The 12612-nt window shown below is 66.9% G+C and carries 8 protein-coding genes and 1 pseudogene; 1 reads left to right on the top strand and 8 read right to left on the bottom strand.

Features of this window, described 5'->3' with window-relative positions; translation table 11 throughout:
- Window positions 1-166: 166 nt before the first annotated feature.
- A complete protein-coding gene (locus J7528_RS12690; protein WP_291874755.1) occupies window positions 167-319 on the bottom strand; it encodes a hypothetical protein in 153 nt (50 codons plus the stop codon).
- Between the two features lie 199 nt (window positions 320-518).
- Between J7528_RS12690 and J7528_RS12685 the strand changes: the two genes are divergently transcribed.
- On the top strand, window positions 519-1172 hold the full coding sequence (locus tag J7528_RS12685; protein WP_291874753.1) for a sugar transferase: 654 nt from the start codon (window positions 519-521) through the stop codon (window positions 1170-1172).
- 13 nt (window positions 1173-1185) lie between these two features.
- Here J7528_RS12685 and J7528_RS12680 read toward each other — a convergent pair whose 3' ends face one another.
- From J7528_RS12680 to recF, 7 genes and pseudogenes are all read right to left on the bottom strand, one after another.
- The gene (locus J7528_RS12680) at window positions 1186-3066 is read right to left on the bottom strand and encodes an O-antigen ligase (protein ID WP_291874751.1); all 1881 of its coding nucleotides are present in this window, start codon (window positions 3064-3066) and stop codon (window positions 1186-1188) included.
- A gap of 52 nt (window positions 3067-3118) precedes the next feature.
- Window positions 3119-5338: a polysaccharide biosynthesis tyrosine autokinase gene (locus J7528_RS12675; RefSeq protein WP_291874749.1), complete on the bottom strand. Its 2220-nt coding sequence runs from the start codon at window positions 5336-5338 to the stop codon at window positions 3119-3121.
- A gap of 56 nt (window positions 5339-5394) precedes the next feature.
- Complete coding sequence (locus J7528_RS12670) at window positions 5395-6660, bottom strand: outer membrane beta-barrel protein (protein ID WP_291874746.1); 1266 nt, start codon at window positions 6658-6660, stop codon at window positions 5395-5397.
- A 71-nt stretch (window positions 6661-6731) separates the two neighbouring features.
- A complete protein-coding gene (locus J7528_RS12665) occupies window positions 6732-7337 on the bottom strand; it encodes a hypothetical protein (RefSeq protein WP_291874743.1) in 606 nt (201 codons plus the stop codon).
- Between the two features lie 373 nt (window positions 7338-7710).
- A pseudogene (locus J7528_RS12660) lies at window positions 7711-8860 on the bottom strand (methyl-accepting chemotaxis protein).
- A gap of 121 nt (window positions 8861-8981) precedes the next feature.
- Window positions 8982-11423, bottom strand: coding sequence for a DNA topoisomerase (ATP-hydrolyzing) subunit B (gene gyrB, locus J7528_RS12655; RefSeq protein WP_291874741.1), 2442 nt, complete (start codon window positions 11421-11423; stop codon window positions 8982-8984).
- The gene (recF, locus tag J7528_RS12650) at window positions 11420-12583 is read right to left on the bottom strand and encodes a DNA replication/repair protein RecF (RefSeq protein WP_291874738.1); all 1164 of its coding nucleotides are present in this window, start codon (window positions 12581-12583) and stop codon (window positions 11420-11422) included. Before recF ends, gyrB begins: the two co-directional genes overlap by 4 nt.
- Window positions 12584-12612: the final 29 nt, after the last annotated feature.

Genomic DNA, 12612 nt, shown 5'->3' with positions numbered 1-12612 from the left:
CCCCGATCGACGACCAAAGCCCCGGACCCGAGGTCCGGGGCTTTTCCTTGCTCGAAACCCAGCCCCGAAAACCGATCCTCGAATGCGTTCGCGCCCGCCCCGGACGGACCGGAGCGGGCGCGAAAGTCGAATGTTCGTCTGGCGGTCGAACCGCCCGGCGTAAATCTTAGAAGAGGTGCGAGACCGTCAGGGCCAAGCCGGCCCACAGGCCGATCGAGACCATGGCGCCCAGGCCCAACCCGACGAGGGGCGGCAGGCGCTTGCCGCGCGTAGCTGGCGCGACTTCAATCTGGGCGAAGGACATCTTGGCGTCGATCATCGAGCAGCACTCCTGATGCCCCGATGTAACGTCACTACAAATAAGGACGCCTGAATAAACAGAGTCTATTACACGTTAAGCATACAGCCGCCGGGTTGTGGATTTTTCCCCGCGACGCTGTGAGTCATTTGCGCTAGCGTGGCGCCGTCGGAACTGGAAACCAGTCCGCGACGTGGTGGGGAAATACGAGGGTGATCTGGTGGACGGGGGATCGTATACCGAACTTCTCGCGCCAGGATTGAGCAGACCGCTCCCCCCGGTTGCCGTGGACTTGCGCAAGCGCACTCTTGATATCGTTGCGTCAGCGCTGCTGCTGGCCCTGTTCGCGCCACTGCTGCTGCTGGCGGCCCTGCTGATCAAGCTCGAGTCGCCTGGCCCCGCCCTCTTCCGGCAGACCCGCGGCGGCCTGGCCGGCGGGCGGTTCCAGATCCTGAAACTTCGCACCATGCACTGCCGCGAGGACGGGCCCGACCTGGTCCAGGCCCAGCGCGGCGACAACCGCGTCACCCGCATCGGACGCATCCTGCGCGCCACCAGCATCGACGAACTGCCGCAGCTGCTGAATGTGCTGCGCGGAGACATGTCGTTGGTCGGTCCCCGCCCGCATGCGGCCGCCCATGACGACTATTACGGCATGCGGATCCCGGAATATTACGCCCGCTACCAGGCCCGGCCGGGCCTGACCGGCTGGGCTCAGGTCAAGGGGCTGCGCGGCGGCACCGAAACGGTCGAGGCCATGCGCCGGCGGGTCGAGGCCGATATCGACTACATCCAGACCTGGTCGATCCTGAAGGACGCCAAGATCGTCCTGCTGACTATTCCCAGCCTGCTGGTCACGGACAACGCCTACTAGGCGCGGTCGCGCCTTACTGGGTCGGCTGCAGCTTGGCCAGGGCGCGAGTGTTGCGCTCGGCCACGATCAGGAAGGCCAGGCCCATGCGGCCCGACGGGTTCTTCAGGCTGTTGGCCAGGATCGCTAGGGGCCGTTCGCCACGCCGCCCGTACTCCGCGCGCACCTGGTACATGACCTGCTGGCGCACGTCGGGGGTCAGGGCCGGCCAGTTTTCGTAGGCCAGCCGGGCGCGGCTCACGAACAGGCTGGTCTGCAGCGGCGCGACCGACAGCGAGTGCGCGAGCGCCTCATTGGCGGCGGTGACGTCGTTACGCTGGAAGTCCACGGCCGCCTTGCGCAACCACGCCGCGCCCGAGCCCGGACGCATGGCGACTTCGCGTTGGCTCAGGGCCGCCAGGCGCGCCTTGGCGGCCGGATCGGCGTCGTTGCGGTTCAGACCCGCCTCGATGCTGGTGGCCAGGACTTCAGCGGAAGCGGTGGGCATGGCCGAGAGGTCGCCGCCGAACCGCGCCGCGACCAGCGGGGTGGCGACGAGGATCGAGAGCAGAAGAGCGACGCTCGAGAAGGCGATCGTGCCCCACGGCGTCGTCGGCTTGGCGCCGCGACGACGCAGCGGGGCCGTGGCGGTCATGGCGCCCAGACCCACGGCGAACACGGCCTGCAGGGCCGGCACCTGGACGGCGAAGTCCGACAGGCCGTGCAGCAGCACCAGGACCATCGCGGCGATGGTCGCGCGAGCCAGGGCCCCAATCGTGCCGGGCTTCACCCCTTCGGCGCCGACGCGCCACAGCGTGACCAGCAGCCAGGCCAGCATGAAGACGCTACCGACGATGCCCCCCTCCTCCAGCCATTGGAGATAGAGGTTGTGGGTGGCGCGGACGTCGAAAAGGACGCGCAGATTGTCGGTGTTGGTGAAGAGCTGGTTCACGACCGGGAACGAGCCCAGGCCGAACCCGAACCACGGCGAGGTCTTGAAGGCCTCCCAGTGGGTCGTGAAGATCATCTGGCGGACGGCGACGTCGTTATCCAGGTTCTCCAGGCGCGCGGCCGTCAGCTCGGCGCTGCGCATGGCCACCCCGACCACGACCAGCAGGGCGGCGGCCCCGCCGATGATGGCGATGGTCCGCGCCTTGCGACCCTGGGCGATGACCTGCCAGGTCAGTAGGATGGCCAGGCCCACGACCGTGGCGAAGATGCCGCCGCGCGACGCTGTCATGGCCAGGGCGACGCCGAACACAGCGGTCAAGCCCAGGCTAAGGCTGGCGTCCAGCCCCAAGCGCTCCAGCCGCAGCGAGCCGCCGGCCCGTTGCAGCGCCTGCGAGAAGAAGGTCGCGCCGAAGACGACGCCGATGCCCATCAGGGTCGCGGCGCTGTTAGGGCTGAGCAGGGTGCCGACCAGGCGGCGACCGGCGCGCAGGCTGACATGGTCGATGATGGCCAGGGCCGCATAGGCGCCCAGGCCGAGCAGAAGCCACCAGATCATAATCCGCCGGCGACTTTCCGAGGCGCCGATGATCTGGGCGGCCAGGAACAGGCAGGCCAGGCCGATCAGGCGCAGGAGGTTCAGCAGCAGGGACGAGCGGTCGACCGTGATCGAACCGCCATGCGGGCCGACATAGGCCCAGACCGGATGGGCGCCGCCGGGACCGAACGAGGTCAGGCTCCAGGCGGTCGCGACCAGCACGGCCAGGAACATCAGGCTGGGCCAGATGGAGATGAGATTGCCGGGCAGCTTGCGGGCCCAACCACAGAAGGCCAACAGACCCAGCAGCAGGGCCGCTTGCAGAGCGCCGAAGACGGCGGCCACCGCCACGTCGCTGGCCCCGAAGGCGACGACTTCGGCCAGCACCAAAGTAACGAGGGCGCCGATCGCGACGCCCTCGGAGACTTTCAACTTGCGTGTCTTGGAAGCGTCGGGCGACGGCGCGCCCCCGCCCGTCCGCGTCCTAGTCCGCATAGTACTTTCGATAGTTGGCGTAGTAATAATAGGAGTCGCCGTAGCCGTAGCGAGACTGGGCCTTGAGGTCCATCTGCGTCAGGGCGACACCGGCGATGAACGCCCGCGTACCTTGCAGCAGCGCCAGGGCCGACTGCACGGCCTTGACCGGCGTCTTCTTCCAACGAACCAGCATGACCACGGCGTCGGCATGCGGCGCCAGGATGCGGGTGTCGGCGATCGCCAGCAGCGGCGCGGTGTCCAGCAGCACGATCTCGTAGCGGTTACGCAGTTCCTGCAGCAGGCGGTGCATGGCCGAAGAACCCAGCACGTCACGCGGCGTATAGGACGACTTGGCCAGCGGCAGGATATGGCAGCCGCTTTCGTCGTTGATCAGCGCCTGGTCCAGGGTGGCGACGCCGTTCAGCACTTCCAGCAGGCCGACCGGAACCGGTTCCTTCAGGAACTGGCTGATCGCGCTCTGGCGCAGGTCGCAGTCGACCACGATGACCTTGGCGCCCGAGGTCGCCAGGGTGCGGGCCAGCGAGAAGGTCGTCGTGGTCTTGCCTTCGCCCGGCAGGGACGAGGTGACCGCGATGACCTTCACCGGCTCGCCGACCTTGGAGAACAGGATCGACGCACGCAGCTTGCGCAGGCTTTCGGCGAAGCTGGAGAGCGGCTTGGCCAGCAGGTAGTCCGGCGGCGTCAGGCCCTTCAGGGTCTTGGAGTCGTCGACCGTGGTGCCCAGGCTGGGAACCGCGCCCAGATAGGGCAGGCCCAGACGGCGCTCGACTTCGTCCTCGGTGAAGAGACCAGCCATCAGGATCTCGGCCAGCACGACCGCCGCGACACCCGCGCCCAGGGCCAGCACCAGGCCCAGGGCCAGGTTCAGCGAGGGCTTGGGATAGCTGGGACGGGTCGGGATCTTGGCCGGCGACACCACGCGGGCGTCAGCCTGCTCGATGCCGTCCTGGGCCGTGGTCTGCTTGAAGCGGGCCAGAAGGCTTTCGTACAGCGTCTTGACCGACTGGGCCTTGCGTTCCAGCTCGGCCAGGCCGATGGCGGCGCGGTTGTTGCCGGCCAGGGTGCCCTTCGAGGCCGAGACGCTCGACGCCACCGAACCGGTGCGCTGACGCGCGACCTGGGCCTGGGCTTCGAGGTTCGAGATGATCCGGCGGATTTCGGCCTGGATCTGACCGTCGATGTCGGCCAGCTCGCGACGCGCCTTCAGCAGGTCGGGGTGGCGCTCGCCATAACGACCGGCCAGATCGGCGACCTGGGCGCTCTTGGTGGCGCGCTGCTGGCGCAGCTGTTGCACCACCGGCGAGTTCAGCGACTCGCCGACGTCTTCGCCGGTGCTGCCGCGCGCCAGTTGCTGGCGGGCGATGTTCAGGCGGGCGTCGGTCTCGGCCTGCGAGGCGCGGCTGAGGGCCAGCTGCTGGTTCAGGCCGGAGATCTCCTGCTCGGTCAGGGTCGCCCCTTCGGCGCTGAGCAGGTTGTTGGCGATCTTGTACTGCTGGACCGCGGCGTCGGCTTCCTGCACCTGGCCGCGCAGCTCGGACACGCGGGTGTCCAGCCACTCGTTGGCCTTCTGGGTCGCGTCGAACTTCGCTTCCAGCTGTTCGGTCAGGTAGAGGTTAGCGAAGGCATTCGCCAGTTCCGAGGCGCGCTTGGCGTCGGTGTGGGTGTACTCGACCGAGATCAGATAGGTCAGGCCCGCGCGGCGGACCTTCAGGCCGTTCAGCACGTTGTCGACGATGCGTTCGCGCTGACGCTGCAGCTCGATCGGGTCCGTCGTCGCGGTCGGCGCGGCGGCCTTCTTGATCGACGACAGCCAGGCCGAAGCGCCCTTGGCGTCCGGCAGATAGGGGTTGAAGTACGGGTCCTGCTCGAGCTTCAGGTCCTTGACGACCCGGCTGGCCAGCGAGCGCGACTTGAGCACCTCGACCTCGGTGTCGACGACGGAAGAATCCGCCGGCAGACCCGAGAGCACCGCGCTCATGTCGGTGACCTGTTCCTTCCGCACGTCCAGCATGACCTGGGCCACGGCGGTGTATTTTGGGGTCTGCTGCAGGGTGAACAGCACGACGGCCGCGAACACCACCACAGCCACGGCCGCGAATAGCCGGAAGCGTCGCCTGAAGGTCGCGATTGCGATGTTCAGGTCAAAAGACAACGCTCCGGTGTCATTCACCGGAGCGTTCGAAGTTTCAAAACCGGAGCCGTCCATAGGTACTCTCAGTATCCGGCAAACCTTGCCGTTTCGTGGACGTAATTAGATAGCTCTTAGAACTGCAGAGCGACCGAAGCGATCAGCTTGTTGTCCTTGAACGAAGCGCCCTTGGCGGCGCCCGTCGAGTCCTGCTTCAGGTAGTTGTAGGTCAGGAACAGACCCACACGACGGTTCAGCAGGTACGTGGCGGTGGCCGCGAAGTTGTCGCGCTTGTCGTCACGAGCGATCTGCTCGTACTCATCCTTGCCGTGGGTATACGACGCCGACAGGAGCACGTTACGCAGCAGTTCGTGGTCGATCGACGCGCCGATGTTGCTCGACACGAAGCCCGGCGAACCCGGCGCGACCGACTCTTCGATGGTCCGCGAACCGTTGACGCCGACCGTGGTCAGCTGGGTCGGGAACCATTCCAGGCGGCCCAGGACGTTGACGCCGTCGATGTCCTTGAACGCGGCGCGGTCATAGGACTGCTTCATGTAGCCGACCTGCAGGTCGCCCCGAACCAACTCCGACACGTCGAAGTTGGCGCCGACGCCCAGCACGTAACCATCCGAGCTGCGATCGAACGCGGCCAGGTTGGTGTCGTAGTCCTTCTTGTTACCCGTGGCCGAGACGTACAGCGCGGTGTCCGGGCTGACGGCGTATTCGGCCTTGGCGCCGTACGACAGCTCGTTGCGATCCCGGGTGTTCTGATTGAACAGCGGGCTGCCTTGGTCCTTGTAGTTGAAGTCCTTGTCGTCCAGGCGAGCGGTGACGCGCAGACGGTTGAACTCCTTCGTGCCGACCAGGCTGGAGGTGACCAGGTCATATTGCACGGGCTTCGGCGTCGCGCCGGCCGGCGAACCGGCGGTGATCGACGTGCGCGGTTCGGTCAGGCGCTGGTACTGGCCGGACGCGGTGATGTTCGAGCCGCGGGCCACGTCCAGGCGGCCGTTGGCCGACAGGGTGTACTCTTCGGTGTCTTCCGTGCCCTTGTCCGAGTAGCGGATGACGTTGCCGCCGGCGAAGAAGCCGAGCGCGTGGCGCGACCAGTCCGAACGGACGGCCAGTTCCGGCTTCACGCGCCAGATGTTGTCGTCGGTCTTGGCGGTCGCGACGGCGTAGATGTTGTCGTTATGCTCGAAGTCGACCGTGACGCGCGGATACAGCGTGAAGCCGCCAGCCTTTTGGCCGGTCGCTTCGTAGTCCGGACGCGGGCGCTGACGAACGGAGACGTTCTTGTCGCGCTTGAAGTTGGAGCCGAGATCTTGCGCCTGGGCAAGTTGCGGCGCGGTCAGCGCCATACAGGCCGCGATGGCCGAGCACGTTAGAATTCGCATGGTTATCCCCACCAGTAAGCGGTGGCCGACGCGCGTCGTGACGCGCCGGTCCACCCCGGGTTCTTAGTCGCTTAGCTGCCGCAGTACGCAGCGACAACGCCGGCGCACGGATCGTACGGCGCGGGTTGGTTCGTCTGGGTGTTGCCGCCAGCGCCAGCGCCGGCAGCAGCGCCGCCGTCGACCGGAGCGGTCGAAGACACGCCTTGCAGGCTGACCAGCACGCTCGGAGCGCCGCCAGCGTCACCGTTGGTCGACGCCGTGGTGACCGTGGCCGATTGACCGGTTTGAGCCAGCTGTTGCGTCACGGCCGGAGCCGAGGCGACTTGCTGGGCAGCTTCCGGCGACACGCCCGCGGCGACCTGGATGGCGACGCCGGCGCTGACCGTGCCGCTGGCGACGGCTTGCACCAGGGCGGCGCTGATCACGGCCGGCGAGGCGCCCGAGGCGGCCAGGGCGTTCGAGACAGCGGCCTGGATGGCGGCCAGCTTGGCTTGAGCCGACAGGCGGGCGAAGCCCGGCTGAGCAGCGGCCGAAGCGGCGGCTTGCTGGATCGTCGCTTGCAGCGATTGCGCCGTCGGCGCGGCTTGAGTGTTTTGAGCCCAGACGGCGCCAGCGCCGATCGGGGCGAGCGCAACAGCCAGGCTAATGGCGATGGCGCGAACGCGGTTAGAAGCCATTGCTCCCTCCAATTGAACGGGGTCCCTTTAGGACAACGTAAACGAATGCTCTAGCCCGGATTACGCTTTTTCGTCGATTTCTCGGCGAGAGCGTCTCTTGAAGATCACACACCGCCGCAATCTTCGCGCGAATAAGACAACGCAACCGGACTTATAGACTTGAAATATGACGAGCCTGCCCCGCCGTGGGCTGTACGCAGAGTTTTATCGGCGGTTTGGTTAGGCCTAAAAAACCATGTACGGCAGCGCATGGCAACGCCGCTCGCGTAGAATCCGTGGTTAATGCCGCGAATCTGGTCGATTTCGCGTTATAGGCGACCAAATAGTTCGATTAATTCGCAATCGGCTTGGTTAAGACTCAGCAGAAATAGGACTAGGCCGCCGCCGAAGTCGCCGCGGGAACTTGCTGGCGCTGCACCAAACACCCGTACCAGCCTAGTCCAGCATAGGTTTCGTAGCCCGGAGTGAGCGCATAGCCGATGGTGACGTCGCCGTCCGCGTAGCTGCCCATCGCGCCCCCCGAGACATCCAGCGGAAAGATCTCGCTGAGTACCCCTTGATTGTCGGACGAGGCCAATACTCTGCCCTTCTGGTCCAGCAGCATGACGCGCGAGCGCTCGCGCTCTTCCGGCGTCAGGCGCACGCCGTCGACCACGGCCTGGGCCTGGGGTCGCCAGTCGAAGTGCACGCCCAGCACACCGAGCACCTTGCCCTTGGCCTGGCCGCCCTCGCGGATGGCGGTGGCGTAGGTGGCGACCGGAGCGTCGCCCAAGGCCCGGCTCTTCTCGATATCGCAGGCCACGAAGTCGTCGCCGGTGGCCGTGCGCATGCCGTCCCGGAACCATTTGGCGTCGGCGACCGACTGGCCGACCACGCCCGGATACTTGCCAGGCCGGCCGTTGGCGACCACCCGCCCCTTCGTGTCGCAGATCCAGAGATCCAGATAGACCGTATAGGCGTCGAGGATCACGCCGAGGCGCTCGCTGGCGTAACGGGTCGCGCCCGCGTCGTCGTCGGCCAGGCAAGCCACGACGGCCGAGTCCGTCGCCCACCAACGCACATCGCAAGTGCGCTCATAGAGGTTGCGATCGACGATCTCGATGGCGTTCAGCGCCAGGTCGGCCAGGCGCTGGCCGCGCATGTGGCCCAGGATGGCCCCGCCAATGGCCGACAGCTCGTCGAGGTCTGCCCGCACCTGGCTGTCCAGGGCGGCGGCCACCGCGTCGATCTCGGTCGAGATCTTCTTGAACTCCTCGGCGACGATGGCGAAGCCCTTGCCGGCCTCGCCCGCGCGGGCGGCCACGATCAGGGCGTTGATCGACAGCATCTTGGCCGCGCGATTGACCCGGGCGATCTCGCCGATCTTGGCCCCGGCCACGCTGGACAACCGCTCGGACAGGTCGAGAATCCGTTCCGGACGGAGACTGGCGTCGTGGTCCATCCCTGTCGCGCCCCCACGCAAACTAGCGAAGCAAACTTTCGGGCGAATCGGCCCTATCCGAGCAAGATGACGCCCTCGTCACGTCCGCGCGATGACACCGAAGGTCACACCCAAGCCGCAAGGCCCTCCAAACACGAAAAAGCGCCGGAACGCCCGCGAAACGGGCGCCCGGCGCTTCAAAAACAAGCACTTAGAACAGTGTTCTAGACGTCGACCTCGGCGTCCAGGGCGTTTTCCTGGATGAACTCGCGGCGCGGCTCGACCAGATCGCCCATCAGGCGGCTGAACATGTCGTCGGCGTCGTCGGCATGATTCACCCGCACTTGCAGCAGGGTGCGCGCCTCGACGTCCAGCGTGGTCTCCCACAGCTGATCGGGGTTCATCTCGCCCAGGCCCTTGTAGCGCTGGATGGTCAGGCCCTTGCGGCCAGCGTCCAGCACCGCGTTCACCAGGTCCAGGGGACCACGAACCGTGGTCGACTTGTCCTTGCGACGGAAAACAGCGCGGCCTGAGAAGATCTCGGCCAGCTTGACGGCCCGTTCGGCCAGGCGGCGGGCGTCGGCGGCGTGCAGCAGCACGTCGTCCAGCACGATCCGCTCGGACACCCCGCGACGCACGCGGCTGAACACGAAGGCGGTGTCGCCGCGCTCGCCGCTCCAGGGGCCATCGCCCTCCTCGGCGTAGAGATCCAGGCGCATGGCGGCCGCCTCGACATTGGGCGTATCGCCCAGCAGGCCGGCCAGGGCCGCCTGCTCGATCGCCGAGGCCGGCGCGCGGGCCGCCAGGCGGTCGATATTCCCCTTGGCCGAGCGGCAGGTCTGCACCAGGGCCAGCAGGTCCTGGCCGGTCATGCGCTCGCCCGAAGCCAGGTCCAGCTCGGCGCCGTCGACACCCTCGTCCACCAGGAAGGCGTCCATCTCGGCGTCGTCCTTGAGGTAGCGCGAAGACTTGCCCTTGGCGGCTTTGTAGAGCGGCGGCTGGGCGATGTAGATGTAGCCGCGCTCGATCAGCTCCGGCATCTGCCGGTAGAAGAAGGTCAGCAGCAGCGTGCGGATGTGGGCGCCGTCGACGTCGGCGTCGGTCATCAGCACGATCTTGTGGTAGCGCACCTTGTCCGGATTGAAGTCGTCGCGGCCGATGCCGGCCCCCAGGGCCGTGATCAGCGTGCCGATCTGGTCGGACGACAGCATCTTGTCGAAGCGCGCCCGCTCGACGTTCAGGATCTTGCCGCGCAGCGGCAGGACGGCCTGGTTGTCGCGGTTACGGGCCTGCTTGGCAGAGCCGCCGGCCGAGTCACCCTCGACGATGAAGATCTCGGACTTGGCCGGATCGCGTTCGGAGCAGTCAGCCAGCTTGCCGGGCAAGCTGGTGATATCCAGCGCGCTCTTGCGGCGGGTCAGTTCGCGCGCCTTGCGGGCGGCTTCGCGGGCCGCGGCGGCCTCGGCGATCTTGCTGACGATCTGCTTGGCTTCGTTAGGGTGCTCTTCGAACCAGGTCGCCAGGCCTTCCGAGACCAGGTTTTCCACGGCCGGACGCACTTCCGACGAGACCAGCTTGTCCTTGGTCTGCGAGCTGAACTTGGGGTCCGGCACCTTGACCGACAGCACGCAGGTCAGGCCTTCCCGGGCGTCTTCGCCGCCCAGATTGACCTTTTCCTTCTTCATGATGCCCGAGCTCTCGGCATAGCCGGTGATGATCCGGGTCAGGGCCGCGCGGAAGGCCGAAAGGTGCGTGCCGCCATCCCGCTGCGGGATGTTGTTGGTGAAGCACAGCATCTGCTCGTGGTAGCTGTCGTTCCACCACATGGCGAGATCGACCTCGACCTTGTCCTTGGTGCCGCGCACCAGGATCGGGGCCTTGAGCAGCGGGGTCTTGGCCTTGTCCAGGTGACGGACGAAGGCCTCGATGCCGCCTTCGAAGAACAGCTTTTCTTCCCACGGCTCGGCGTCGCGGTGATCCTTGAACCAGATCGTCACGCCCGAGTTCAGGAACGCCAGCTCGCGCAGGCGGTGTTCCAGGGTCTTCCGGTCGAATTCGATGAACGCGAAGGTGTCCTTGGACGGGAAGAAGGTCACTTCCGTCCCGGTGAGGATCTCGCCGGCCTTGGGGCCGTCCTCGCGCACCGGCGACTCGCCGGTGACCGCCAGCGAGGTCACCGCGTCGCCGCGCTCGAAGCGCATCTGGTGGACCTTGCCCTCGCGGTGGATCAGCAGTTCCAGCCAGTCCGACAGGGCGTTGACGACCGAAACGCCCACGCCGTGCAGGCCGCCCGAGACCTTGTAGCTGTTCTGGTCGAACTTACCGCCGGCGTGCAGCTGGGTCATGATGACCTCGGCCGCCGAAACGCCTTCGCCCTCGTGGATGGCGGTCGGGATGCCGCGACCGTCGTCGGTGACCGTCACCGAGCCGTCGGCGTTCAGGATCACCTGGACCTTCGTCGCGTGACCGGCCAAGGCCTCGTCGATGGCGTTGTCGACCACCTCGTAGACCATGTGGTGCAGGCCCGAACCGTCATCGGTGTCGCCGATGTACATGCCGGGACGCTTGCGGACGGCGTCCAGGCCCTTCAGCACCTTGATCGAGTCCGCGCCGTATTCGGCGGCGACGACTTCTTCGGGAACTTGGTCTTCGGTGTTCTCGGTCATTCGTCTTCCAGAGTAGTCAGGCCGGCGTCGCCCACGCGAACGCCTAATGCCCGACCCTTGAGATGGTCGAACAGCGACTCGTCCGTGCCGGTGAGGAAGGCCTGGAGCTTGAGCGCCGTGAGTTCGTCGGCCAAGGCGGCCCGACGGGTAAGGTCGAGATGCGCGGCGACTTCGTCGAGCAATATTACAGGATTCGGCGCGGATTCCGCACGCGAAAGTCGCGCCGCCTGGGCCAAAACCAGGTTCAAAATCAGCGCTTTTTGCTCTCCGGTCGAGCATTCCGCCGCCGGACGGTCCTTCTCGACGTGGAAGATGGCCAGATCGCCTCGGTGAGGGCCGGTCAGGGCCCGCCCAGCAGCCCCGTCACGGGCGCGCGCAACACTGAGCGCCGCGGCTAACCGTTCCTCGATTTCGGCAAAAGGCGCCCCATCCAGGGCCATTTTCTCCCATTCGCCGGTCAGGGTCAGGCGCGCCTGCGGAAAGGGTCGGTCGCCGCGCCCGTCGATCTCGCCCTGCAAGGCCGACAGGGTGCGGGCGCGGGCCTGGGACATCAGGGCGCCGGCCTCGGCCAGGCGCGCCTCCAGGGCGTTCAGCCAGGTCGCGTCCGGCGCGGTCCCGGCGTCGGCGGCGTCGGTCAGCAGCCGCATGCGCTCGCGCTGGGCCTTGTCATAGGCGTTGGCGTTGGCGGCATGGGACGGCTCGCCGGCGAAGACCAGGCGGTCGAAGAACCGGCGGCGCTCGGAGGCGGCCTCCAGGAACAGGCGATCCTGGGCCGGCGTCAGCCAGATCGGCCGCACATGGTCGGCCAGGCGCCCTGGCGATACGGTCTCGCCCTCAATGCGCACGGTGCGACGGGCCGCCCCGCCCTGCTCCACCCCGGTGCCGATGCGGATCGGCGCATCGTCACCGCTCTCGACCTCAGCCGCCACGGCCCAGGCCCGGCCCACGGCCTCACCCGGCAACCGGCGGCCGACCTCGGCCATGCTGGCCCCGCGCAGGCCCTTGCCGGGGGTGAGCAGGCTGATCGCTTCCAGAAGATTGGTCTTGCCGGCTCCGTTGGCCCCGAACAGGTAGACGCTGCGCCCCTCGGTCTCGAGGCGCGCGCGCTCGTACGAGCGGAAGTCCGTCAGGGTCAGGGAAAGCAAAGCGGCCGACGCCATGTGCGCCTAATAGCACTTCGCCGCCGTCG

Origin of the sequence: Caulobacter sp. (assembly GCF_017744445.1) — a bacterium.
In the GTDB taxonomy this organism is placed as follows: Bacteria; Pseudomonadota; Alphaproteobacteria; order Caulobacterales; family Caulobacteraceae; genus Caulobacter.
Note: the sequence above shows the minus strand (reverse complement) of the source record. Positions and strands in the feature narration are given on the sequence as shown.

Excerpts from the sequence above, each read along its gene's own strand:
- J7528_RS12690 (WP_291874755.1), bottom strand. The coding sequence starts at position 319 with ATGATCGACGCCAAGATGTCCTTCGCCCAGATTGAAGTCGCGCCAGCT.
- J7528_RS12675 (WP_291874749.1), bottom strand. The coding sequence starts at position 5,338 with ATGGACGGCTCCGGTTTTGAAACTTCGAACGCTCCGGTGAATGACACC.
- J7528_RS12670 (WP_291874746.1), bottom strand. The coding sequence starts at position 6,660 with ATGCGAATTCTAACGTGCTCGGCCATCGCGGCCTGTATGGCGCTGACC.
- J7528_RS12665 (WP_291874743.1), bottom strand. The coding sequence starts at position 7,337 with ATGGCTTCTAACCGCGTTCGCGCCATCGCCATTAGCCTGGCTGTTGCG.
- gyrB (WP_291874741.1), bottom strand. The coding sequence starts at position 11,423 with ATGACCGAGAACACCGAAGACCAAGTTCCCGAAGAAGTCGTCGCCGCC.
- recF (WP_291874738.1), bottom strand. The coding sequence starts at position 12,583 with ATGGCGTCGGCCGCTTTGCTTTCCCTGACCCTGACGGACTTCCGCTCG.